This window comes from Streptomyces sp. NPDC031225, assembly GCF_055570355.1.
In genome coordinates, this window is record NZ_JBVIHJ010000016.1 from 21,447 (window position 1) to 44,623 (window position 23,177).

Sequence of the window (23,177 nt, forward strand, 5' to 3'; positions counted from 1 at the left end):
GGCCTGGCTGTGTGGCGGAGGCTACTTGACGTCGACGTAGTCGCCGGGCGCCGAGGATCCGCCGGTGGTGGTGTTGGTCGCGAACGAGTAGCGGTAGTAGCCGTCGGCCGTTGCCTTGGTGGTGGACTTGAGCGCGCCGCCGGCGCCGGTGGTGACCGACTTGAGGGTGGTGTAGGTCTGGCTGCCCTTCTTGCGGTACTGCAGCGACACCTTCTGCCCCGGGTAGCCGGCGTTCTTGCCGTTGGTCCAGTTGGCCCGCTTCAGGGTGCCGACGACGGTGATGGTCTTCCCCTTCTTCACCGGCTCCGGGGTGGCGTTGACGGTCAGTTGAGAGGCCCTCTTGATTTTGGTGGTGGTGACGTTGTCGTCGTAACTGGCATTCGCGTAAAGGTCGTAGCCGCCGAGGAACAGCTTCCAGGTCCCGGCGACACCGTTGTTCTTGAAATCGGACGCCGCGTTGATGTGGAAGACGGCTGTGCAGGCGTAGACACCGGTCTGGGACGTGGACTCGACGCACGTGGGATCGTCGTCGGGGCCCAGGGAACCGGTGATGGTGTCCGTGCTGGAGCTGTCCGTGCCCTGCCAGAGGAAGGCCTGCGTGAGCGCGACCCCGCTCGAACTGGTGGCGACGTACGTGACGGTGACGGTCTTCTTGGTCGTGACGCCCAGGACGATGTCCTTGCCGCCGTTGATGACAGCCTTCGAGAACTTCATGCTGCCGAGCGAGTCCGCCGGACGGACCGTCTTCGCGCCGAAACCGCTGAGGCTCACCCGAGCGCCCGAACCCTCCGCCGCCTGCGCGGTCGCCGGAAGAGCGAGCGTGGACGCAATGACGGCGGCGGAGAACACGGCTGCTGTGACACGTATACGCATGTGATTACCCCTGGTATGAAGAGGCCCGCCGAACTGCCGTGCCGGCCGGGCCCGTTGAAGTGGCCAATGCTCAAACCCTGTGGAAAACCAGCAAAGATGCCTCTCCTGCGCCGGCCGCGGGCGTCCCGCGGCACGGCTGCCGCGGCCGGTTGGTGCCGACGGGGGCACTGCGGACGGGCGGGCCGTCGAGAAACCCGAGGCTGTGCAGGTTGAAGGGCATGGACCACAGCGGGACAGTACGCGCCACAGGGGATGGTGCGGCATCCGTGGAATCACGCAGTTCCCTACGCAAGTTGTGCGAAAGGCCCGCCGCGAGGCCGTCCCGAAGCCTGGTGCAGACAGTGTGGACGTGCTCAGCGCTCGCCGGCAGAAGAACTCCGTCTCCTCGCCGACGGACTCCGTGTCCAGTTCACCCTCGCCCGCCCAGGCGAGCCGGCCCTGGAGGTCGGCTGCAAGGAGGGTCGAGAATCGCAGGGTCCGGGTGCGCAGGTTCGCGTCGCCGAGGTCGTTCAGGCACGCAGAGTCGCACATGGATTCCGTCGCGCTGGGTTCGATGGCAAGAGGGGGGCGGCAATGGCGGGCACGGCGCCCGCGGAGGGGCGGAGCGAGTCACGACGGCGCGCTGCCCCCTTTTTTTCCGGGCAGCGTGCCGTCTGCACTTCGACCGTCCGGGCGTCCCGGGACGGCCTCGCGGGGCTACTCGATGAAGTCGGCGATGAGGGCGGCGAATTCGTTCGGTGCGGCCAGCCGGATACCGAGGTCCTCGGCCTTGGTGCGCTTGGATCCGGCGCCTTCGCCGGCGACGACCAGGGTGGTCTTGCGGGAGACGCTGGAGGAGGAACGGCCCCCGGCCCGTTCGATGAGTTCGTTCATCTGGTTGCGGCTGAGCTTTTCCAGGACGCCGGTCATCGCACCGGTCACGACCACCGTCATTCCGGCCAGCGGCCCGTCCGCCGTCGCCGCACCTTCCGCGCTGCCGTCGGCGTCGACAGGCGTGGGGGCGGGCGGGGTGGCGCCGGGTTCGGTCATGTTGACCCCGGCGGCGGCGAGTTTGTCGATGAGCGGGGCCAGTTCGGCGAGTTCGGCCACGATGGAGGGGGCCTTCTCGGTGCCGATGCCCTCGACCTGCTGCATCTCCTCCGCGTCGGCGGCACGGATGTTGTCCATCGTGGCGAAGTACCGGGCGATCCGGCGGGACATGGAGCGGCCGGTGCCCCGTACGCCGAGGGCGCACAGCACCCGGGACAACGGCTGGCTCCGAGCCGCGGCGATCGCCGCCAGGAGGTTGTCGGTGCTGGTCGCGCCCATCCGCTCCAGACCCAGCAGCTGCTCGCGGGTGAGGGTGAACAGGTCGGCGAGATCGGCGACCAGGCCGGCGTCGACGAGCTGGACGACGCGGGTGGCGCCGAGGCCTTCGATGTCGAGCTGGTCGCGGCCGGCGGCGTAGGACAGGGCGGCTACCAGGTGGCAGTTGCGGCCGTTCTCGCACCGCCAGCGCTGCTCACTCGTGTCGATGCCGGACCCGCAGCGCGGGCACGCCTCCGGGAAGACGATCGGCTGTTCGTCACCGGTGCGCAGGTGCGCGACAGGGGCCTCGACGCGGGGGATGACGTCGCCGGCCCGATGGACCATGACGTGGTCGCCCAGGCGAAGATCGCGGCGGGTGATGTCGGCCGGGTTGTGCAGGGTGGCGTAGGTGATGGTGGCGCCGTCGATGACGACCGGTTCCAGGACGGCGCGGGGGGCGATGATGCCGGTGCGGCCGACGTTCCACTCCACTGCGAGCAGCCGGGTGATCTTCTCGACGGCGGGCAGCTTGTAGGCGACAGCCCAGCGCGGGGCCCGCGACCCCGCTCCGGCCGCCTGCTGGTCGGCGGCCAGGTCGGCTTTGACGACGACTCCGTCGATGCCGAACGGCAGGTCCGCGCGCAGTGCGGTGATCTCCCGCACCCGGGCCAGGACCTGCTCGACGCCGGTGGCCGTGATGCCGGGCACCGCGCTGGTGGCGGTGGTGTTCACGCCGTAGGCGGCAGCCTGGGCCATCAGCTCGCTGTGCGCGGCTTCGCCCAGCCGTACGGCGAGCGCCGTATCGGTGTCGGGCAGGGGCAGCAGGCCGTAGCCGAAGAAGGTCATCGGCACCGTGTAGTCGCGATCCTTGGCCCGTAGCGTGCCCGCCGAGGCGCCACGCGGATTCGCGAACGGCTGACCGCCGTGTTCGGTGCGCACCTCGTTGGCGTGCTCGAACTGGGCGGTGGTCATCAGGATCTCGCCGCGCAACTCCACTGTGACCGGCTCGGCCAGATCGAGGGGCAGCCCTTCCATGGTCCCGATGGCATGGCTGACGTCCTCCCCGGCTGTGCCGTCACCACGGGTGATCAGCCGGGTGAGATGGCCACGGGTGTAACGCGCGGCGACCGCGAGGCCGTCCAGCTTCGCCTCGACACTGAACTGCTCCACCTCGTGACCGACGCGGCGGGACAGCGACGCGGTCCAGGCGGTGAACTCCTCCGGGGAGAACACGTTGTCCAGGCTCAGCATCGCCACCGTGTGCGGGACATCGCCCTCCACGGCCCCGCCGGCCACCTTCCCGGTCGGCGAGTCGGGCAGGACCTCGTCCCGATGGTCGGCTTCCCACGCGGCGATGCCGCGCACCAACTGGTCGTAGGCGTCGTCGTCCAGCGGTGAGGTGCCGCCCGCGTAGTAGGCGGCCGCGGCCTTCACGGCATCCTCGACCGCCTGCGCGTAGGCGGCGGCATCCACGATCTGAGCAGTGGGTGTGGTCATGGCTGTCATCCTGCCTCCCACCACTGACAACGGCCCGCCGACGGCAGCGGGGCAGGACGCGGCTTCCGGCGATTCCGCGGGGTCCGTGCCTGGGCGCGGAGTGACGGTTTTGGCGACCATGACACTGGCGTCCGGTACGGCCGAGGGGCGCAGCAGTGAGGCGAGGGCGTTGCAGGAGGCGCTCCAGCCGCTGCGCCAGGCGAAGGTCAGGCGTACAGCCGTACGGAGTTCGTCGGCGTGAGGTCTGTCCACAGACCCCCGGAGCAGTTGTTGCCGATGTCCCAGGCAACGCTCCCCGTGGCGTTGTATCCGGTCCATCCCTGCACGCGTGCGCCGCCGGTCTGGCAGTTCACCACGGTGTATTCACCGACGAGGTTCTGCACGTTGTACGTGCCGTAGTAATAGAGGTTGTAGACCTTCGGGTGATTGGAACCGCCGTCCCAGATGTCGCCTTTGTAGATGCAGACATAACCCGAACTGCAGGCGATGGTCTGTACAGACGCCGGGGACGCGGGTGCGGCGGACGCGGCCGTCGAGGCGGCGAGGGTCACGGATGTGGCCAGCCCCAGACAGGCCAGCAGTGCTGGAAGGACGCGACGCATGCGGAGGCTCCTGACGATGGGGGGTTTCTCAGAGGCACCGGGGTACATGCGGCTGCCATTGGGACGGTGACCCGGTCGTCACGTACCAGTCGTTGATGTAGCCGCTGTCGCTGTCGAAGTCGAGCGCGAACCAGTAGCGGTCACCGTGGCCGTCCGCGTCGCCGTCCCCCGTGGTCCAGCAGGCCAGCATCATGGTGTCACCGTTGTGGTAGCGGTGCCCGGTCGTGCCCGAGCCGTAGGTCGGCCCGTTGTGGGAGGCCAGGTAGGACCCGGCAGAGATGCCGGTCACCGACGCGCACCACACGGTGTGCCCGTCGTGGTCGCAGGCCCAGCCCGCGGCCGACGCCGGTGTGGCGGTCGCGCCCACCGCGGCCGCGGCCAGAGCCAGTGCGCCGATCGACGCGGCGGCGCGACGGGACGTGAGCCTTTCGCCCAATTGCTTCAGCATCTCCATGTGCCCTTCCAAACAGCCGTTTTGACGCCGCCTCAACTTAGGTTGGCCCACAGGCGGCGACAAGCATTTCGATGACCGTCGAAAGGTCCCGGGACCGACAGCGGTACGCCCCTGGGGCGGCCTGCCCGCTTCCTCGCCACCCGCTGCCAGCCCTCGATGTCACCACCGTCGGAAATGCTGCGCAGTGTCCCGTCGGACCGGTGGCCAGGCCCCTGAGGCGCAGCCACCGGTGAGACGTACGGTGTTCCTACGGGGCCATCTCGTACGCGCCGGACAACGCCTCGACTCGTTGCCAGACCCGCTCCGTGCGCGCCTCGTCGACGACCGGCCGTCGGAGTGCAGCGATCGCCCACGCCTGCTGCTGTTCGGTCGCCGAGTCCTTGCCGTGCAGTTCGACGGCGTGCCCGCAGAAGTCCCGCACGAGGACGCCGAAGAGCTCGTCGAGTACGTCCTCGTCGAGTCCGGTCAGCTCGGCCTGCTCCAGGACGAGCTGTGCGTGCACCACGAGCGCGAAGAGCTGTCCGATCGCGAGGAGCAGATCGAGGTCACGGCTCTGCTCCGCGTCGGGGGCGGCTGTGGCGACGAACTCGCAGAGCGCGTCGGCCTGTTCGCGCAGGCGGGCGACGTTGGGCAGATGGGCGTACGCCGCGAAGGCCGGGCGCCAGTCGTGGAAGCGCACCGAGCCCAGGCCGCGGGCCGGCCCCTGCCGGAAGAGGAAGTCGTCGTCGGCCGCGTCGAGGCGGGTCGGCACCCCGGGGTAGTCGGCCGGGTCGAGGAGATGGTTGCGCAGGAACTTCAGGATCAGGGCCAGGTTGACGTGGACCGTGCCCTCCAGCTTCGGAAGACCGCGGATCTCCACCGCCGCCTGGCTGAAGTAGTTGTCCTTCTCGAAGCCCTTGGCGGCGATCACGTCCCACATCAGGTCGATGACCTTCTCGCCTTCCGTGGTCACCTTCATCTTCGTCATCGGGTTGAAGAGCAGGTAGCGGCGGTCGTCGGGGCCGGCGGAGCGGAAGTAGTCGACGGCGCGGTCGCTGAACAGCTTCATGCCGACGAGCCTGACGTAGGCGTCGGTCAGCTCGCGCCGTACATGCGGGAAGGCGGTGACGGGGCGGCCGTACAGGATGCGGTTGCTCGCGTGGGTGACGGCCTCGTACATCGCGTGTTCGCAGATGCCGATCGAGGCGGTGCACAGGTTGAACTTGCCGACGTTGACCGTGTTGAGGGCGGCGTCGAAGGCCGCGCGGCCGGTGTGCAGGACGTCCTCGGCCGTTACGGGATAGTCCTCCAGGCGGAACTCGCTGACGAACTTGGACGAGTCCACGACGTTCTTGACCAGGTGGTAGGCCGGATGACGGCTGTCGGCGGCGAAGAACACATAGCCGTCGGGTCCCTCGACGTCGGTACGGCGGCCGAAGACGGAGACGAGTCCGGCGGCGTTGCCGTTGCCGATGTAGTACTTGGAACCGGTGGCGCGGAAGCCGCCGTCGCCGTCGGGCTCCAGGAGCATGTCGGTGGAGTAGATGTCGGCGCCGTGGGCCTTCTCGGACAGTCCGAACGCGAACACCTCACCCTGGGCGAGGAGTTGTGCGGCGCGGGCGCGGGCGGCGGTGTTGTCGCTCTGCCAGACCGGGCCGAGACCGAGGATGGTGACCTGCCAGGCGTACCAGTAGTCCAGGCCGTAGAAGCCGAGGATCTCGTTGAGCGCGGCGATGCGGGCGGTGTCCCACCGCTTGTCCTGCTCCCCCTCCCCGGCGGCTGAGGAAGGCGTCAGGAAGGTCGCGAACAGGTTCTCCTTCGCGGCGAAGGCCAGGAAGTCGCCGAGCCACGCGCGGGTGCGGTAGTCCTCGATCAGCTGCCGCTTCCCCCGCTCCTCGAACCAGTCGACGGTGGCACGCAGCAAGCGGCGCGTCTCGGGGTCGAAGTGCGCGGGGTCGTAGGTGCGCGGGTTGAAGAGCAGGTGGTCCGCCATGGTGAGGGGGCCCTTTCGGCTGGTGGACGGAGGGGAATGGGGAGATACGGCGGCTGCGGGAGCCGTAGGGGAGGGGTGGCCGGCTGGTGCGGTGGCGGTCAGCGGACCGGGTCGAACCGGGCCAGCGTCGCGAGCACGTCGTCCAGCCAGGCGGTCATCATCTGCTCGTATGCGATGCCGCCGCGCAGTACGGCGTGCTGGAGCTCTCGCTCGGCGTCGAGGGGTGCGTCCGCGGCGGCCGCGCTCGCTTCGGGGCCCGTGAAGTCCCGCTTCTGACCCGCGAGATAGTGCGCCAACCGGTCGCGGTGCGCCTGCCGGTGCCGTTCCACCTCGCGGATCAGGGCGGCAGGGTCGTCGAAGGCGGCGCCCCGGATCTTCACCGCCAGGTCGTGACGAACGCTCTCCGGCTCGATGGGATCGTGCAACCACGACGACAGAGCGGCCCGGCCGAGGTCGGCGACGGAGTACTCCTTCTTGTCCGGCCGGCCTTGCTGCGGGACATCACGGGCGTCGACCCAGCCGTCGTTCTCCATGCGCTTGAGCACGCGATAGATCTGCTGGTGGGTCGCGGTCCAGAAGTATCCGATGGACCGCTCGAAACGCCGGGCCAGCTCGTAGCCGGATCCCGGCTTCTCCAGGAGCGATACCAAGATCGCGTGTTCGAGCGCCATGGCGACGATCGTGCTATGCAACTTGTTGCATAGCAAGTCCCCTCGGCTCCGATGCGACGCGGCTCACCCCGGACGTGGACTTGCATCGGCCTCACGACCCCGCGTCTTCCCGGGGCTGAGTGACCCGCAGGGCGGGCGTGTCGGTGACCGTGTGTTGGTTCGACGGTTCCCTGTCGCCCCTCCGGAAAGGAGGCCCGGAGGATCGTGATGCGGCCCTGCCGGCGCGATGATCACCGGGCCTCGGGCCGGTCGCCGGACAGCCGTCCCCTTGCTCGTGTGGCAGGCAGATCAACTGGTGGGGCCGGTGCGGTGCAGGTGAGACGGGTGCGCGGGGCGGGGCCGGTGCGGGATGGGCTCGGTGTGCGCGCGGGGTGACGTGGGGGATGTGATGCAGAACACGAAGGCATGCGCAGGCGTGTTCGCCGTATCGCTCAAGTGGGTTACGCCTGGCCAGAGGGCTACGTAGGGTGACTAGCGCTGCTTGTTGAAGCCTGCACAGCGCCTTCCCGGGGCCATGGTGCACGGATTTTTCAAGGGGACGTGAGTGTTCCGCCCCGCACATCACTTAGCTAGGGGACAGGCCCAACAGCCTGTCGGCGCATGAGAGTTGGCGCCGGGTCCCTGAATTGCCTCGATGGAGAGGATCTTTGCTCATGTCCCCTGCCGACAGGAGCTGCACGTGAGGTACGACGACACTCCCGAGGGCGCATCGGCGGAGTACGGCGCCGGGCTGACGCAGTCGATGTTCGTGCCTTTGGACCTGCCGCTGGACTTCGAGGCCTTCTACCTAGGACACCAGGAGCCCTTCCACGCCTATGCGGAGGTCCACTTCGGTGTCCGGGAGACCGCGGAGGAGGTCATTCACGAGGTCTTCCTGGAGATCCACGCCGGCTGGTCGCAACTGCTGAGCGCGGGCAACCTCGAACAGGGCGCGTGGGCGATCGTGCGGCGGGTCGTCCACAACCGCCTGGACCGTGAGGGCCGGGGGCCGGCGTTCGTCATCAACGGACCCATCGCCCAGGCCCTCGACACGGCGCTGGTCACGGCCCGCGACAAGCTGCACAAGATGGAGTCGAGCAGCGGACTGTACGAGGCGATCGCCGAGCTGCCCGACCGCCAGTTCGAGGTGATCGTGCTGCGCTACGTACTGGGCTATCCGACCGCGAAAGTCGCCTGGTACATCGGCATCGACGACCGCACCGTCGGCCACCACCTGCGCCGCGCCAAGGAACGCCTGCGCGTCAAGCTCGGCCTGCCCGAGACCCCCAAGAAGCCCAAACAGAAGGGAGCCGGAGCATGACCGCCCCCATCGACACCCTCCTGGAAGGCGCCCGCCTCCCGATCACCCCGCGCCGCGGCACCGACGTCGCCGCGGGCCTGCGCCGCCTGGCCGCCGACGCCTCCCGCCGTACCGCGGCCACCGAGGTCACTCGCGCCGCCCAGGCCGGACAACGCCTCGCCGTGGTGTGCCGCTGGGTCCTCAACGAACCCGACGCCGCCGCCCATGTCGCGAAGATCGCCGAAGGCCCGGACCGCGGGGCGCTGACCGAGGACGAACTCGACGTCGACGGCGCACTCGTCTTCGCCTGCCTGCTGTCCCTGACCGGACACCCCGAATCCGCACAGTTCTGGTGGCAGCTCGCTGCCGGCGCAGGCAGCCGCGCCGCCGCCTACTGCCTGCACCTGCACCACCTGTGCGAGGGCGAGTCCAGGCGGGCACGGCACTGGTTCCACCAGCTCACCCACTCCATGGCCGACACCGCCCCGCCGGACGCCGCCTTCCTCGACGGCCTGGAGATCTTCGCCCGGTACGTGCGCGCCAACGGCTGTGGCGCGCACGCGCCGACCGGGCGCCTGGAGAGCGAGGTCGACCGGCTCGCGGCTCGTACCCCGCACTCCTCCGTCATCGTCGCCCGGCCCGACCGCCAACTCGTTGACCGGCTGGCTGAGTTCGCCGAGGGCCGCTGACCTTCGGGCCCAGCAGGACCCAGTGAAGGGGAGTCCGTCGCCGGTCACCGGTTCTCGGGCCACGGCCGGACGGACTCCCCGTCAGGACGCCTCGCAGAAAGGGACTTCCGTCATGCACGCCAACCCCCACCCGTCCCGCCCGGGACGCGAACGACTCCGCACCGCCTTGACGTGGCTCGCACGACGTCGGCGCACCGCCCTCAACCAGCTGCTGCGCGGCGCCTGTTACGGCGCGGGCACGGGAGCGGTCGGCCTGTTCTTCATGTGGGTCGAACGCCAGATGTGAGGGATGCGCGAGCGGTGCCGGTCAAAATCCGAGCGTCCACCTCACGGGCGGTCCCTGCGGCCCTCGGGGACCGTCCACGCGGCCCAGTCCGGAGAGGGGCACTTGCGGGAGCAATGCTCAAGACCTGTGGATCGGACCCTGGTTGGACGCGAAGGGCGCACCTTCCCGGGTGATCGAGCCCGTTGCGGGATGCCGCTCGGCGGGGCATGCGCGCTCCTGTCCTCGCCGTCGGCGACAGCGCCCTCGTCACCAAAGGCGATGGGTTCACAAGACGGTCATTCCCATGCGGCGCGCAGGATTGCCATGGGCATGATGAATGCCCCGCCGCCGGCAGTCACCGGAAGAGATGGTCAAGGTAGTAGTCGATGGCGGCGGTGGCCTGTTCGGGGGTGCGCAGGCCCAGGACGACGGGTGGACCCTGTGAGTCGGCGAGGCCGAAGAGCAGTTCCGCTTCCATGTCGGGGTCGCGGTCCGGCGGGATATCGCCGGCTTCCTGGGCCGTGCGGACGAGGTCGGCGAGGAGCTCGTAGAGGCGGGGCAGTCCGTCGACGTACAGGGCTCGCAGCTTGGGGTTGGCCAGCATGCGGATGAGGTAGGCGACGCCGACGAGCCACTCGCGGCGGCGCCGGTCGTCCCTGGGGATGGTCTCCAGCAGCACCCAGCGCAGCGCCTCCCGGGGGGTGGGCTCGCCCTCGGGCCATGCCTGCTCGTTCCACCGCTGCTGGACCAGCCAGTCCTGGTACTCGATCGCATAGGCGAGCAGTTCGTCCTTGTTGGCGAAGTAGTGCTGGATGCGCCCGGCTGAGACGCCCGCCTGTGCCGCCACGGCCCGCACGGAGATCGCTTCAAGTCCATGGTCGGCGACGATGTCGAGCAGCGCCTCGGCGATCTGGTCCCGGCGGGCCTTGTGGTCTACCTGTCGCGGCACGTCGACGGGCACCTGCCTTCCTGGTGGTTGCCTTCCTGGGCGGATCAGCCTAATCTCGCTTTTACGATACGAACGTATTGCAACGATGGACTGCCTGCACGCCTCAGAGCGGCAAGCGGGGGAGGGCTGGACCATGGCGAAGCGACGCTCCAATGCCGGTGCCGCACTGGGCGCGGCCCTCCTCGTCGCGGTGATGGGCACAGCGGATGCGGTGCAGACCTCGCCGGCGACGGCCGGGCAGCACCCGCACGGGCAACACCCCGCGAACCGATCGGACACCGTTCGTACGCGCCAGGGCCGCTTGGAGGGGGTGACCGCCCACGGCGTCACCACCTATCAGGGCATCCCCTACGCGGCGCCTCCGGTCGGCCCGCTGCGCTGGCAACCCCCGGCCGCGCCACCGACCTGGACCGGCACGCGGACGGCGGCCGAGCCCGGACCGGCCTGTGCGCAGCCCGAGGTGGCGGACTCCGCGGAGGACTGCCTGTACCTCAACGTCACCACTCCCGCTGACGGACCGGGCCGCGCGGCCTCGCGGCCGGTCGTGGTCTGGTTGCACGGCGGGGCTTTCAGCTCGGGCTCCGGGGATCAGTACGACGCCACCCGGATGGCCCGGCAGGGCGACGTCACGGTCGTGACGGTCAACTCGCGCCTGGGCGCCCTGGGCTTCTTCGCCCATCCGGACCTTCCCGACTCCGGGGCCTTCGGCCTGCAGGACCAGCAGGCGGCGCTGCGCTGGGTACGGGACAACGCCGCCGCGTTCGGCGGGGACCCAGGCAATGTCACGCTCATGGGCGAGTCCTCCGGAGGCGCGAGCGTATGCGCCCAGCTCACCTCGCCCAAGGCCGCCGGACTCTTCCACCGCGCGGTCATCCAAAGCGGCTCCTGCCTGCAGAACTGGCCCAAGAACACGCTCGCGCCCGGCGACCCGGCCGCCACCTATTTCGCTCCCCAGGACAAGCTGGCCGCCAAGGGCCGCGGCGCTCTGGGCTGCCCCAGCCTGAAGTGCCTGCGCGCCAGGTCCACCAAGGACGTGCTGTCCCTCAACGGGCGCTTCCACCAGCCCGCCTACGGGACGAGCGTCCTGCCCCACTCGCCGGCCCACGCGCTCGCCGCCGGCAACGTCCACCGCGTGCCCGTCCTACAGGGCAACACCCGTGACGAACACCGGCTGTTTGCCGCCCTGTTCACGCTGGACGAGCCGATGACGACAGCGGACTACCACCACCTGCTCACCGAGACCTACGGCAGGCGCCAAGCGGCCCGCATCGCCAGCCTGTACCCGCCCGGTGCCACGCCCGCACTGGCCTGGGCCAAGGTCGGCACCGACCGCAGCTGGGTGTGCCCCACTCTGGCCGCGGACCGGCTGCTGGCCAGGCATGTTCCGGTCTACAGCTACGAGTTCGCCGACCGCCACCCACCCGCACCCGACCTCCGCCCCGACTTCCCGCTGGGCGCCTACCACAGCGCGGAGCTGCCCTACCTGTTCGGCATGGGCGACCTCCGCCTCGACGACGGGCAGTCCGCCCTCTCCCGACGCATGATCACCGCGTGGACGACGTTCGCCAGAACGGGCACGCCGGGCGACAACTGGCCGCCGTTCCCGCACACCCAGCAGCTGGCCCGGAACACGTTCTCCGGCGTGGACGCGGCGGCCGAACACCGCTGCGCCTTCTGGTCGCGCACCTCCTGACGCCCATGATCTGCACAACCCCCGCGGACCGTACGAACGAACCCCTCGGAGGAACCCCATGAACGACATCGCCACACCGCTCGCCGAGGCCGACTACATCGGCGCCACCGCCCACGAGTTGAGCGAGAAGCGAGCAGCGGCGAAGATCGCCGCCGGCATCAGCCAAAGGACTCTCTTCCAGCGCCGCGGCCGGATCATCCTGCACCCCGACCTGCTCGTCCTCACCGGCTGGTCCGACAACGGCGATCTCACCCTCTCCCGCGCGGACATCACCGCGGCAGAAACCCGCTTCACCCACCTGTACGGCCGCTTCCTCGGCGGCCTGCTGAACGCCGGCCAACCCCTCATCCTCACCACCACCAACGCATCGGCCGACGAGGTGTACCTGCTCATCAACCACCGCGGCTTCCTGGAGACCACGGACGACCGGGCCTGGGAGAAGCGCATCGAGCGGTGGCGCCGCGACTGAAGCGTCGGGAAACGAAGACACCCTCCAGTGATCAACGCACCACCCGCACGTGGGCAGCGTCGCCACCCCGTGTCGGTGGCCGGGCTCTGCGCCGCTGGCAGCCCCGCCCTTGTGGACGGGACCCATTGCCGGCCCGAGCGCAGCTGCGGTGGCAGGTCGTGAACGCATCCACCTCGTCGCCCTGGTCCGTGCCGGAGCCCGTTTCGAGCGCGGCCACATCGTTGAACCCCATGCGAGCCACACGGCCTGAACGACCGCAATTGATCTACGGGTCATGACGCCTGCCCCCTCAGCGCGGCAACAGGCCGGCGCGTCGGGCCGATGAGTTCGCCGGCTGTCCGAAGTCTTCCTTGTGGCAGGCCCGCCCCACCGGCAGATCAAGGAACGCCGGATCCCGGTGTCATGGAGGAGAGATGGAGGCCAGGATGAACAATCCGATTCGGCTGTACATGTCGATGTCGCTCGACGGCTGTATCGCCGGCCCGGACGATCAGCCAGGACAGGAGCTCGGACGTGACGGCGGACGGCTCTTCAACTGGCTCGACGACCGGGAGTCCGACGGGCCGAGCGGCCAGGTCTACGGTGAGGCGACAGCGACCGGCGCGGTGATCTCCGGCCGTCGGACCTTCGAACTCGCCGGGCGCTGGCAGGGCGATCACCACGACGGCGTGCCGATCTTCGTGCTCACCCACCAGGTGGACGACGGGGACGTGCCACCTGGCCACGCGCGTTTCGTCACCGACGTCGAGGACTGCGCCCGTCAGGCTCGCGCGGCCGCAGGGGACCGGCCGGTCATGGTCCATGGGGCGGGGGCGGCGCAAGCACTTCTCCGAGCCGGGCAGCTGGACGAGATGGAGATCCACCTGGTTCCGGTCCTCCTCGGGGACGGCCGACGGCTGTTCGAGCACCTGGGGAGCGATCACATCGAACTGGATCTCGTCCGACGGCTCGAGGGTCGAGACGTCACGCACCTCCGCTACCGGGTGCTTCGGCCCGTGGAGGCCGCGTGAAGACGCTCTTCGTCTCCTACCGCGTGACCGACCTGGACCGCTCGCTCGGTTTCTACACCGCCTTGGGCTACGCCGAACTGGGCAGGGTCGAGGTCGGCGAGGGGGCTCGCCTCGTGATCCTCAAATTCCCCGGCGAACCGGCGGCCTCGCTCGAACTGGTCCACCGCCCCGGCGACGGACCAGTCGACGTGGGCAGCGGTTTCGACCACCTCGCGATCCAGGTGGAGAGGCTCACCACCACCCTGGAGACGCTGACCGAAGGCGGCCTGGAGCCAGAACCCCTTCAGTACCCGGGCGGCCCTCACGGCCCGAAGACGTCGTGGCTCACGGACCCGGACGGTTACCGGATCGAGTTGGTGGAGTGGCCGCCCGGACATCCCGACGGCATCACCGCAGCAGACTTCGCCTGAGGCGGCCACGGACTGCGGAGGGTCGAAGCCTTCTCCCGGCGCGATCCCACCGCATCCACAGGCCTTGCCGATTACTCCACTTCCGGGTGGTGGCGTAGGCCGAGAAGTAGGCGATTTCCCCGGAGCGGGTTCCTCGGGGCGGGCCAGGTCACGGCGGACCAGTGCCTGGCGGTGATCCTTCGCCCCACCCTTGCCGAATCGTGCGGCAAGGGCCTCGGCTCCCGCGCGGGTCGGTACACGGGGCCCGAGTGTCGCGACCGGACCTCTTGGGCAGGTCGGGCTGCCCGGCCTTCCCGTTCCTCCGTCGGCGGGACGACCTCGGCCCGGAACATCGACTGGTCGGGGAGTGCCGGCCCTGTGTGATCTCGTCCGACTCTCCGCCCCGGACCTACGGGTCCTCCCTCGCGGGAGTCGGCGGGAGTCGGGCGGCGGCTCAGGACGACTCGCGCACCACGAGGCGGCAGGGGACGGTGTGCCGGCCGGGCTCCGGTTCGGAGCCGATGGCGTCGAGCAGGCGCAGAGCGGCCTGGCGGCCGATCTCGGAGAGGTTCGTGTCGATCGTGGTGAGCGGCGGGCGGCAGGCCAGGGCCATGATGTCCCAGTTGTCGTAGCCCACGATCGCGACCTTGCCGGGCACGTCGAGCCCCCGCTCGCGCAGGGTGTCGGCGACCCCCCTGGCGATCTGGTCGTTGCCGCAGAAGAAGGCGTCCGTGTCGGACGTGATGCGCAGGACCGCCTCCGCCGCGCGACGTCCCCACGCCTCACTCCACTCGCCGAAGTGGACGCGGCCGGTGGCGAGTTCGAGTGAGGAGCGTTCCAGCAGTTCGACGGTGTGGCGGGCGCGGTCCTGGGCGGCCGCGTGGTGGGCCGGGCCGGTGATGTGCGCGATCCGGGTACGGCCGGTCGCCAGCAGGTGTTCGACGGCCAGCCGCGCTCCGCTCCGGTCGTCCGAGACCACGGAGATGTCGTCCGGGTCCGTGGAGGGCGAGAGCGCGTAGACCGTCGGGATCGGTTCTATGCCCTTGAGGGGCGGTCTCGGGTCGGTGCGGCGGCCGGTCACGATGATGCCGTCCACCCGCCGGTCCATGAGGTTGCGCAGGTGATGCTGCTCGCGGATGGCGTCGCCGCGGGTGTCGCAGAGCAGCACCGAGATCTTTCCGGCGCCGAGCGCGTCCTCGGCGCCCAGCAGCACGGGTGTGCTGAAGCGGCCGATGCCGTCGGTCGTCATCAGGCCGACGGTCCAGCTGCGGCCGGTGTGCAGGCTCTGTGCGTGCTGGTTCGGCCGGAAGTCGAGTTCCTCGACGGCGGCCAGGACCCGCTGTCGCGTCTCGGGCCGCATCCTGCCGTTCCCGTTGAGTGCCTTCGAGGCCGTCCCGACACTGACGCCGGCCAGCTTGGCCACATCGGCGAGCTTTGCCCGTCCGGCGGGGGGAGAACCTGGAACATCGGACACGCGCAACCCTTTTCCTTGATGGTGGAGGCGCTGCACATCCTGACATCGTTCCCGCAGACTGGCCAGTCTGCGGGAGATGCGGAGAATACTTCGGCGTACCTCTTGACTCGCGGGCCGCATCTCTCTACTTTTCCGGCAGAAAAACGTTTTCCCAAAAGGGTTCGAGAGACAGTCCTCCTCCTGCCCGAAGTCCGGGCTGCCGTGACGCCGTGAGCGCACCGGATCCCCGACCCGCTCCTCATCCAACTGTTCGGAGAGCCATGCCTCACCCGCCTTCCGCCGTGCCCTCCTCCGAGTCCCCGACCCTGCCCGAACAGCCGGTCAGTCCCGTGGGCCCGGTCCGCCCGGGCCCGGGCGCCAAGACCACGCTCGCTCCCGCCACGGTCGACGTGCGGGGCGGTTTCTGGAGCACCCGGCGCCAGGTGAACGAGCAGATTTCCATCCCGCAGGGCCCGGGCCTGCTGGAGTCCGCGGGAAACCTGAGCAACCTGCGGGTCGTGGCCGGTCGCGCGGAGGGCGAGTTCCAGGGCGCCTACCCGTTCGTGGACTCCGACGTCTACAAGTGGCTGGAGGCCGCTTCCTGGCAGCTCGCCCGGCAGACGCCCGACGCGGACAGCCCGCTCGCGGCCGAGGTGGAGCGGCTGGTCTCCCTCGTCGCCGACGCCCAGCAGCCCGACGGCTACCTGAACACGTGGTTCCAGCTCCTCAAGGGCGGCGAGCGCTACCAGGACCTGCGCTGGGGCCACGAGCTGTACTGCGCGGGCCACCTCATCCAGGCCGCCGTCGCCCACCACCGGGCCACCGGCCGGCCTGAACTCCTGGACGTGGCCGTCAAGTTCGCCGACCACATCGACTCGGTCTTCGGTCTGCCCGGCAGCGGCAAGCCGATCGACGGCATCGACGGCCACCCCGAGATCGAGACGGCCCTGGTGGAGCTCTACCGGGAGACGGGGGAGGGCCGCTACCTGGACCTGGCCGGCTACTTCGTCGACCGCTTCGGCCACGGCCTGCTGGGCGGCGAGGCCTACTGCCAGGACCGCGTCCCGCTGCGCGAGGCGACCGACGTCGAGGGGCACGCCGTACGCCAGCTGTACCTGCTCGCCGGTGCGACCGACCTGGCGACCGAGAACGGGGACACCGGGCTGCGTGCCGTCACCGAGCGGTTGTGGTCCGCGATGACCGCCACCAAGACCCACCTCACGGGCGGCCTGGGCGCCCACCACGAGCAGGAGGATTTCGGCGACCCCTACGAACTGCCCAACGAGCGCGCCTACTGCGAGACCTGCGCCGCCATCGCCTCGGTCCAGTGGAGCTGGCGCATGGCCCTGCTCACCGGCGAGACCCGCTACAGCGATCTCATCGAGCGCACCCTGTTCAACGGCTTCCTGGCCGGGGTGTCCCTGGACGGCGAGAGCTGGCTGTACGTCAACCCGCTCCAGGTCCGCGACGGCCACACCGACCCCGGTGGCGACCAGTCGGCCCGCCGTACCCGCTGGTTCCGCTGCGCCTGCTGCCCGCCCAACGTGATGCGGCTGCTGGCCTCCCTGGAGCACTACCTCGCCTCCAGCGACGGCAGCGGCCTCCAGATCCACCAGTACGCCACCGGCCGCTACACCGGCGACCTCGCCGGGACCCCCGTCGCGGTGAGCGCGGAGACCGACTACCCCTGGCAGGGCACGATCGGCCTCACCGTCGAGGAGAGCCCGGCCGACCGGCCCTGGACCCTGTCGCTGCGCATCCCGCAGTGGTGCGGCGCCTACCGGGTCCGGTGCCAGGACACGACCTACGACCAGAGCGACGCGCCCGTCACCGACGGCTGGCTGCGCCTGGAGCGCACCTGGGCACCCGGCGACCGGGTCGTCCTCGAACTCTCGCTGGCACCCCGCCTCACCGCCGCCGACCCCCGGGTGGACGCCGTACGCGGCTGCGTCGCCATCGAACGCGGGCCGCTCGTCTACTGCCTGGAAGGCGTCGACCACCCCGGCGGCGGCCTGGACGACATCGTCCTCGACGTCACCGGCCCGCTCGCCGCGGCGCACCGCCCCGACCTGCTGGGCGGGGTGACCACCGTGACGGCCTCCGGCTACCGCCGCCCCGCTCCCGACGCGGGCTGGTGGCCGTACACCCCCGCAGACGGCCAGGCCCCCGCAGCGGACCCCGCCCCCGTCGAACTCACCGCCGTCCCGTACTACGCCTGGGCCAACCGCGAGGACGGCAGCATGCGGGTCTGGTTGCCCACCTCCTGAGCCCCCCTGGCCCTCCCCCCGGGCCTCCCACATTCCCCACATCCCCCCGCGCCCTGCCCCTCCCGATGAGCCGCCCCAAGACAACGAGGTCTCCGTGAGAAACACCCGTCACACCCTGATAGCCGCCGTCGCCACCGTCGGCGCTCTCCTCTCCGTCGCCGCCTGCGGAGGCGGCTCCGACTCCTCCGCCTCCGGATCGGACAGCGCCGGCGGGACGTACACCTTCTGGGACCCGTACCCGCAGTTCGACGCCTCCTCGGCCTGGGGCAAGCTCGTCAGCAAGTGCGGCACCGATGCCGGGGTCACGGTCAAGCGCACCGCCATGGACACCACGGACCTGGGCAACAAGGCCCTGCTCGCCGCCCAGCAGGGCAACGCTCCCGACGTGATGCTCGTCGACAACCCGGTGGTCTCCACGCTGGTGGAGGCGGGCATCCTCAACAAGACGAGCGACCTCGGACTGGACACGAAGCCGATCCAGCAGAACATCCTCGGCGCGGGCACCATCGACGGCTCCTCCTACGGTGTGCCGATCGGCGCCAACACGCTCGCGCTGTACTACAACAAGAAGGTCCTGACGGCCGCGGGCGTCGACCCGGCCTCGATCAAGGACTGGAACTCCCTCACGGCGGCCCTGAAGAAGGTCAAGGCCGCCGGCAAGAAGGGCATCACGTTCTCCGCGATCAACACGGAAGAGGGAAGCTTCCAGTTCCTGCCGTGGTTCTGGGGCGCCGGCGGCGACCTGACCAAGCTGAACTCGGCGAAGGGCGTGGCCGCGCTGTCCCTCTGGAAGGGCTGGGTGGACGACGGTCTTGCTCCCAAGGACGTCCTGCAGAACACCCAGACCACCAGCTGGCAGGAGTTCGCCACCGGCGACTACGCGTTCAGCGAGAACGGCACCTGGCAGCTCGGCAACGCCGACAAGGCCGGATTCGACTACGGCGTCATCAGCATCCCCGGACAGAGCGGCGGATCGGCGCCGGTGCCGACGGGTGGCGAGTTCGTCACCATGCCGGTCCAGAAGGACAGCGGCCGGTACGACGTCACCAAGAAGATCGTCACCTGCCTGACCAGCTCCACCAACCTGCTGGCCACGGACACCACGCTGGCCTACGTCGCTCCCACCGCCGCGGTGCAGGCCGAGCAGGTCAGGGCAACTCCCAAGCTCAAGCCGTGGGTCGACGCGGTGGCCGTGGCCCGGGGCCGCACCAGCGGCGGTCTGGGCACCAAGTACCCGACCATCTCGCAGCCGATGTGGACCGCGGTGCAGAGCGCCCTGTCCGGCGGCCAGAGCCCGCAGGCCGCTCTCGACGCCGCCCAGACGGCCGCCGGCAAGGGCTGACCCCGACACCCTCGCGGCCCTCGCGGCACGTGCCGGAGCCACCCCTCCGGCAGCCGCACGGCACGGCACCCGCAACCGCCCGGACACCGCCGCCGGTCCCGGGCGGGCCACCCCCTCCAGGAGTCCGTATGACCATCGCCCGCGTCGACCGCCGCGCACAGCGGTCCCTGGCCAGGCCCGGGGCGGCCGGCACCGCCGCCCCGGCGGACGGGCCGGCCCTGCGGCGCCGCCAGCACCTCAGGAGCCGGCTGACCGCACTGGCGTTCCTCGCGCCGCTGGCCCTCTACCTTGCCGCGTTCTACGTCTATCCCCTCTACCGCAACCTGGACCTGAGCCTGCGCGACTACACGGTCCGCTCCTTCGTCGCGGGCGACGCGCCGTTCTCCGGGCTCGACAACTTCCGGACCGTCCTGGACGACCCCACGTTCGGCCCGGCGATGCGCCACACCATGATCTTCACCTTCGTGTCGATCGCCTTCCAGTACGCCGCCGGGCTTGCCCTCGCGGTCTTCTTCAACCGCCACTTCCGGCTCGCCGGCACCCTCAGGGCGCTCTTCCTGATCCCCTGGCTGCTGCCGCTGATCGTGTCGGCGTCGACCTGGTCGTGGATGTTCAACAGCGAGTCCGGCGTGCTCAACTACGCCCTCCACACGGTGGGCGTGGCCCCGGTCGACTGGCTCAACTCGCCGCACTGGGCGCTGACCTCGGTCATCATCGCCAACATCTGGATCGGTATCCCGTTCAACCTGGTCATCCTTTACAGCGGGCTGCAGAACATCCCCGGCGAGCTGTACGAGGCCGCCTCCCTGGACGGGGCGAGTGCCTGGCAGCAGTTCCGGCGGATCACCTTCCCGCTGCTGCGCCCGGTCTCGGCGATCACCCTGCTCCTGGGCCTCGTCTACACCCTCAAGGTGTTCGACCTGATCTGGATCATGACCAAGGGCGGCCCGAGCGATGCCTCCGCCACCCTGGCGACCTGGTCCTACCAGCTCGGGTTCGGCAGCCTGCTCCCGAAGTTCGGCCCCGGTGCCGCGGTCGGCAACGTCCTCATCCTCATCGCCCTCGTCTTCGGACTGCTCTACATCCGCGTCCAGAGGAGGCAGGAAGCATGAAGTCCCGTACGGGAAAGCGCCGTTACACCGTCATCGGGCTCGTCCTCACCGCCGTGATGCTGTTCCCGGTGTACTGGATGGTGAACGTCTCCCTCACCCCGCAGCAGGACATGCGCAAGAGTCCCCCCGACCTGCTGCCCCTGCACCCCACCTTCGAGGGCTACCGCGCCGTCCTGAACGACCAGATGCCCTACCTCGGCACCAGCCTGCTCATCGGCACGGGCACCGTCGTCCTCACCCTGGTGCTGGCCGCCCCGGCCGGCTTCGCACTGGCCAAGCTCCGCCCGTGGGGCGGGGGTTCGCTCGGCCTGGTCCTGCTGGTGGCCCAGATGATCCCCGGGATCGTCATGGCGATGGGCTTCTACGGCATCTTCCTCGACCTCGGGCTGCTGAACTCCTGGTGGGGCCTGATCGTCGCGGACTCCACCATCGCCGTGCCGTTCGGCGTCATGATCTTCACGGCGTTCATGTCGGGCATCCCCGGCGAGCTGATCGCCGCGGCCCGCATCGACGGAGCAGGAACCTTCCGCACCTTCCGGTCCGTGGTGCTGCCGGTGAGCCGCAACGCCGTGGTCACCGTCTCGCTCTTCAGCTTCCTGTGGGCCTGGTCCGACTTCGTCTTCGCCAACACCCTCGACGGCGGCGGCGACTGGCGGCCGATCACCCTCGGCATCTACCACTACATCGGCAACAACAACCAGGAATGGAACGCGATCATGGCCACCGCCGTCGTCGCGTCCCTGCCCGCAGCCGTTCTGCTCGTCCTCGCCCAGCGCTATGTGGCCGCAGGCGTGACCGCGGGCGCGGTCAAGGACTGAACCACGGTGACCGCCGCCCCCGGCCCACCGGCCGGGCGGGGCCGGGCTCCACCCTGCCCCGGCCACGCACCACCCAGGGCCATGCCCGTCTTCCAGGGCCCAGGTCCCGACACAACCGGTCGGACGGCCCCCGAGCCGCCCACAGCGCACCGCCCAACCGGCATGTCCCCGTCCCGATTTCAGGAGAGCCGCTGATGTCATCCCTGAGTTCCCGCCACCGCTGCAGAATCCCGCTCGGCCGCGGCACCGCCGCCGCCCTGGCCACGGCCATGGCGGCCACCGCCATCGCCCTGACCGGCACGTCCGCCCAGGCCATCCCCACCTCGTCCACCACCCTGGTCGTCAACGCCAACCAGACCCTGCGCTCCGTCACGCACGTCGGCACGGGCAGCCTCTACGGCCTCGCCGACAACAACACACCGGCCGACAGCCTGGTCACCGCGCTGAAGCCGAACACGTTCATCCAGATGGCACCGGGCGGCAGCCAGCTGCCCAACGGCGAACCCGCTCCCGCTGGCGACTCCCTCGTGGTGGCGGCGAAGGCGGCCCGCGCGGGCGCCAAGGTCGTCGTAAGGATGCCGGACTGGTACCCGAACTTCCCCTACAAGTGGGTGAGCTGGAGCGACTGGCTGTCCGCCGTCGACAAGCAGGTGGCCTCGGTGAAGGCCTCCGGCGCCACCAACATCAGCGCCTACGCGCTGTGGAACGAACCCGACTGGACCTGGGACACCGCCAACGCCGGTGCCTTCAACGCCGGTTGGGCACGCACGTTCAAGGAAGTCCGCGCCAAGGACGCCACGACGCCGATCCAGGGCCCGAGCTACTCGGCGTGGAACCAGTCCTGGATGAGCTCCTTCCTCACCGACGCGAAGGCCTCCGGCACGGTGCCGGACGTCATCGCCTGGCACGAGCTCCAGGGCAGCGCGAACATCGCCGCCGACGTCTCCGCCTACCGTGCCCTGGAGACCAGCCTCGGCATCAGCCCGCGCCCGATCGACATCGAGGAGTACGGCACACCCGCCGAGATGGGCAACTCCGGCGCCCTCATCGGCTATGCCGCCAAGTTCGAGCGCGGTGGCGTGCGCGACGCCGAACTCGCCTTCTGGAACCACTACGGCACCCTCGGTGACACTCTGACCGACACCGGCGGATCACCCAACGGCTCCTACTGGACGTATAAGTGGTACGGCGACATGTCCGGCAACATGCTCGTCACCACGCCTCCCGCCCAGACCGGCATGGACGGCCTCGCCTCGCTGAACGGCTCGGGAAACCAGATCAGCGTCCTCGCCGGCGGCTGCACGGGCTCCTGCGCCGTCACGGTCAACGGCCTGAGCTCCCTGTCGGCCTTCGGCAGCACGGTCCACGTCAAGCTGGAGTACAGCCCGAACACCGGCCGCACCACCGCCTCCTCGGGTCCGATCACCGTCTCCGACGCCGACTACACGGTCAGCGGCGGCTCCATCACCGTGCCGGTCGCGATGAACGCGACGGACGGCTACCACCTGGTGATCACCCCGAGCGGTACCAACACCTCGCTGGCCGGGCGCTACCAGATCACCAACAAGAACAGCGGCCTCGCGCTGGACACGCTGAACGCGGGCACCGCCCAGGGCACTTCGGTCGTGCAGGCCACGTCCACCACCGGCACCGACCAGAACTGGACCCTCGTGTCCGCGGGTTCGGGCCTGTACAAGATCGCCAACCAGAAGAGCGGGCTGCTGCTCGGCATCACCAACGCGGGTACCGCCGACGGCGGCACCGCCCTGATCTGGGGTGACAACGGCACCGCCGACCACCTCTGGCAGCTCATCCCGGCCCGCGACGGCTACTACAAGATCGCCAACTACAACAGCGGCCGCCTGCTCGGCGTGGACCAGATGAGCACGTCCTCCGGCGCGCAGGTCCTGCAGTGGTCCGACAACGGCACCGCAGACCACCTCTGGAAACTGACCGCCCGCTGATCCCCGACCACCAAGGCCCCGCGTCCGCCGTCCGTACGGCGTGCGCGGGGCCGCCTCGACGCCTGAACACGTCGAGGCGTCGCCGGAGAGCGGGAGGGAACCGGCGCGCTGCCGGCGACCCG

Annotated in this window: 20 protein-coding genes; 12 read left to right on the forward strand and 8 right to left on the reverse strand. The window is 69.8% G+C overall.

The window, feature by feature from the left end; all coding sequences use genetic code 11:
* Positions 1-21: 21 nt before the first annotated feature.
* The 6 genes from ACZ48Z_RS25970 to ACZ48Z_RS25995 form a co-directional block, all read right to left on the reverse strand.
* On the reverse strand, positions 22-873 hold the full coding sequence (locus ACZ48Z_RS25970) for a hypothetical protein (protein ID WP_468738279.1): 852 nt from the start codon (positions 871-873) through the stop codon (positions 22-24).
* A gap of 696 nt (positions 874-1,569) precedes the next feature.
* Complete coding sequence (gene ligA / locus ACZ48Z_RS25975) at positions 1,570-3,657, reverse strand: NAD-dependent DNA ligase LigA (RefSeq protein WP_468738280.1); 2,088 nt, start codon at positions 3,655-3,657, stop codon at positions 1,570-1,572.
* Between the two features lie 206 nt (positions 3,658-3,863).
* A complete protein-coding gene (locus ACZ48Z_RS25980; RefSeq protein WP_468738281.1) occupies positions 3,864-4,259 on the reverse strand; it encodes a hypothetical protein in 396 nt (131 codons plus the stop codon).
* Between the two features lie 28 nt (positions 4,260-4,287).
* Entirely contained in the window at positions 4,288-4,713 is a 426-nt protein-coding gene (locus ACZ48Z_RS25985) for a hypothetical protein (protein WP_468738282.1), read from the reverse strand.
* Positions 4,714-4,960: 247 nt separating this feature from the next.
* Positions 4,961-6,685 carry an acyl-CoA dehydrogenase family protein gene (locus ACZ48Z_RS25990; RefSeq protein WP_468738283.1) on the reverse strand — a complete coding sequence of 575 codons (1,725 nt, stop codon included), beginning with the start codon at positions 6,683-6,685 and terminating at the stop codon, positions 4,961-4,963.
* Between the two features lie 98 nt (positions 6,686-6,783).
* Positions 6,784-7,356 carry a PadR family transcriptional regulator gene (locus ACZ48Z_RS25995; protein WP_468738284.1) on the reverse strand — a complete coding sequence of 191 codons (573 nt, stop codon included), beginning with the start codon at positions 7,354-7,356 and terminating at the stop codon, positions 6,784-6,786.
* Between the two features lie 679 nt (positions 7,357-8,035).
* On the opposite strand from ACZ48Z_RS25995, the gene ACZ48Z_RS26000 reads away from it, so the two are divergent.
* The 3 genes from ACZ48Z_RS26000 (at position 8,036) to ACZ48Z_RS26010 (ending at position 9,610) form a co-directional block, all read left to right on the forward strand.
* On the forward strand, positions 8,036-8,656 hold the full coding sequence (locus ACZ48Z_RS26000; RefSeq protein ID WP_468738285.1) for an RNA polymerase sigma factor: 621 nt from the start codon (positions 8,036-8,038) through the stop codon (positions 8,654-8,656).
* Positions 8,653-9,324 carry a hypothetical protein gene (locus tag ACZ48Z_RS26005; protein WP_468738286.1) on the forward strand — a complete coding sequence of 224 codons (672 nt, stop codon included), beginning with the start codon at positions 8,653-8,655 and terminating at the stop codon, positions 9,322-9,324. The genes ACZ48Z_RS26000 and ACZ48Z_RS26005 overlap by 4 nt, the downstream gene beginning before the upstream one ends.
* Before the next feature lie 112 nt (positions 9,325-9,436).
* Positions 9,437-9,610, forward strand: a complete 174-nt coding sequence (locus ACZ48Z_RS26010; RefSeq protein ID WP_468738287.1) for a hypothetical protein — start codon at positions 9,437-9,439, stop codon at positions 9,608-9,610.
* Between the two features lie 334 nt (positions 9,611-9,944).
* On the opposite strand, the gene ACZ48Z_RS26015 is transcribed toward ACZ48Z_RS26010, so the two are convergent.
* Positions 9,945-10,538 carry a TetR/AcrR family transcriptional regulator gene (locus ACZ48Z_RS26015; RefSeq protein WP_468738288.1) on the reverse strand — a complete coding sequence of 198 codons (594 nt, stop codon included), beginning with the start codon at positions 10,536-10,538 and terminating at the stop codon, positions 9,945-9,947.
* Positions 10,539-10,671: 133 nt separating this feature from the next.
* Here ACZ48Z_RS26015 and ACZ48Z_RS26020 point away from each other — a divergent pair, with 133 nt between their 5' ends.
* From ACZ48Z_RS26020 to ACZ48Z_RS26035, 4 genes are all read left to right on the forward strand, one after another.
* Positions 10,672-12,231, forward strand: a complete 1,560-nt coding sequence (locus ACZ48Z_RS26020; protein ID WP_468738289.1) for a carboxylesterase/lipase family protein — start codon at positions 10,672-10,674, stop codon at positions 12,229-12,231.
* Between the two features lie 58 nt (positions 12,232-12,289).
* On the forward strand, positions 12,290-12,700 hold the full coding sequence (locus tag ACZ48Z_RS26025; protein ID WP_468738290.1) for a hypothetical protein: 411 nt from the start codon (positions 12,290-12,292) through the stop codon (positions 12,698-12,700).
* A 425-nt stretch (positions 12,701-13,125) separates the two neighbouring features.
* On the forward strand, positions 13,126-13,710 hold the full coding sequence (locus ACZ48Z_RS26030; RefSeq protein WP_468738291.1) for a dihydrofolate reductase family protein: 585 nt from the start codon (positions 13,126-13,128) through the stop codon (positions 13,708-13,710).
* A complete protein-coding gene (locus ACZ48Z_RS26035; RefSeq protein WP_468738292.1) occupies positions 13,707-14,120 on the forward strand; it encodes a VOC family protein in 414 nt (137 codons plus the stop codon). The genes ACZ48Z_RS26030 and ACZ48Z_RS26035 overlap by 4 nt, the downstream gene beginning before the upstream one ends.
* Before the next feature lie 433 nt (positions 14,121-14,553).
* Here the strand turns inward: ACZ48Z_RS26035 and ACZ48Z_RS26040 are convergent, their stop codons facing one another.
* On the reverse strand, positions 14,554-15,573 hold the full coding sequence (locus ACZ48Z_RS26040; protein WP_468738293.1) for a LacI family DNA-binding transcriptional regulator: 1,020 nt from the start codon (positions 15,571-15,573) through the stop codon (positions 14,554-14,556).
* Positions 15,574-15,833: 260 nt separating this feature from the next.
* Between ACZ48Z_RS26040 and ACZ48Z_RS26045 the strand changes: the two genes are divergently transcribed.
* The 5 genes from ACZ48Z_RS26045 (at position 15,834) to ACZ48Z_RS26065 (ending at position 23,055) form a co-directional block, all read left to right on the forward strand.
* Positions 15,834-17,819 (forward strand): glycoside hydrolase family 127 protein, encoded by a 1,986-nt coding sequence (locus ACZ48Z_RS26045; protein ID WP_468738294.1) that lies wholly within the window; start codon positions 15,834-15,836, stop codon positions 17,817-17,819.
* A 94-nt stretch (positions 17,820-17,913) separates the two neighbouring features.
* Positions 17,914-19,161 (forward strand): sugar ABC transporter substrate-binding protein, encoded by a 1,248-nt coding sequence (locus ACZ48Z_RS26050; protein WP_468738295.1) that lies wholly within the window; start codon positions 17,914-17,916, stop codon positions 19,159-19,161.
* A gap of 128 nt (positions 19,162-19,289) precedes the next feature.
* Positions 19,290-20,273 carry a carbohydrate ABC transporter permease gene (locus tag ACZ48Z_RS26055; RefSeq protein WP_468738296.1) on the forward strand — a complete coding sequence of 328 codons (984 nt, stop codon included), beginning with the start codon at positions 19,290-19,292 and terminating at the stop codon, positions 20,271-20,273.
* Positions 20,270-21,091 carry a carbohydrate ABC transporter permease gene (locus tag ACZ48Z_RS26060; RefSeq protein ID WP_468738297.1) on the forward strand — a complete coding sequence of 274 codons (822 nt, stop codon included), beginning with the start codon at positions 20,270-20,272 and terminating at the stop codon, positions 21,089-21,091. The genes ACZ48Z_RS26055 and ACZ48Z_RS26060 overlap by 4 nt, the downstream gene beginning before the upstream one ends.
* Before the next feature lie 194 nt (positions 21,092-21,285).
* Positions 21,286-23,055: an RICIN domain-containing protein gene (locus ACZ48Z_RS26065; RefSeq protein ID WP_468738298.1), complete on the forward strand. Its 1,770-nt coding sequence runs from the start codon at positions 21,286-21,288 to the stop codon at positions 23,053-23,055.
* The last annotated feature ends 122 nt before the right edge of the window (positions 23,056-23,177 follow it).

Bases quoted from the DNA above. Each gene is read 5' to 3' on its own strand.
- ACZ48Z_RS25970 (WP_468738279.1), bottom strand. From the start codon at position 873: ATGCGTATACGTGTCACAGCAGCCGTGTTCTCCGCCGCCGTCATTGCG.
- ligA (WP_468738280.1), bottom strand. From the start codon at position 3,657: ATGACCACACCCACTGCTCAGATCGTGGATGCCGCCGCCTACGCGCAG.
- ACZ48Z_RS25980 (WP_468738281.1), bottom strand. From the start codon at position 4,259: ATGCGTCGCGTCCTTCCAGCACTGCTGGCCTGTCTGGGGCTGGCCACA.
- ACZ48Z_RS25985 (WP_468738282.1), bottom strand. From the start codon at position 4,713: ATGGAGATGCTGAAGCAATTGGGCGAAAGGCTCACGTCCCGTCGCGCC.
- ACZ48Z_RS25990 (WP_468738283.1), bottom strand. From the start codon at position 6,685: ATGGCGGACCACCTGCTCTTCAACCCGCGCACCTACGACCCCGCGCAC.
- ACZ48Z_RS25995 (WP_468738284.1), bottom strand. From the start codon at position 7,356: ATGGCGCTCGAACACGCGATCTTGGTATCGCTCCTGGAGAAGCCGGGA.
- ACZ48Z_RS26005 (WP_468738286.1), top strand. From the start codon at position 8,653: ATGACCGCCCCCATCGACACCCTCCTGGAAGGCGCCCGCCTCCCGATC.
- ACZ48Z_RS26010 (WP_468738287.1), top strand. From the start codon at position 9,437: ATGCACGCCAACCCCCACCCGTCCCGCCCGGGACGCGAACGACTCCGC.
- ACZ48Z_RS26020 (WP_468738289.1), top strand. From the start codon at position 10,672: ATGGCGAAGCGACGCTCCAATGCCGGTGCCGCACTGGGCGCGGCCCTC.
- ACZ48Z_RS26025 (WP_468738290.1), top strand. From the start codon at position 12,290: ATGAACGACATCGCCACACCGCTCGCCGAGGCCGACTACATCGGCGCC.
- ACZ48Z_RS26030 (WP_468738291.1), top strand. From the start codon at position 13,126: ATGAACAATCCGATTCGGCTGTACATGTCGATGTCGCTCGACGGCTGT.
- ACZ48Z_RS26045 (WP_468738294.1), top strand. From the start codon at position 15,834: ATGCCTCACCCGCCTTCCGCCGTGCCCTCCTCCGAGTCCCCGACCCTG.
- ACZ48Z_RS26055 (WP_468738296.1), top strand. From the start codon at position 19,290: ATGACCATCGCCCGCGTCGACCGCCGCGCACAGCGGTCCCTGGCCAGG.
- ACZ48Z_RS26060 (WP_468738297.1), top strand. From the start codon at position 20,270: ATGAAGTCCCGTACGGGAAAGCGCCGTTACACCGTCATCGGGCTCGTC.
- ACZ48Z_RS26065 (WP_468738298.1), top strand. From the start codon at position 21,286: ATGTCATCCCTGAGTTCCCGCCACCGCTGCAGAATCCCGCTCGGCCGC.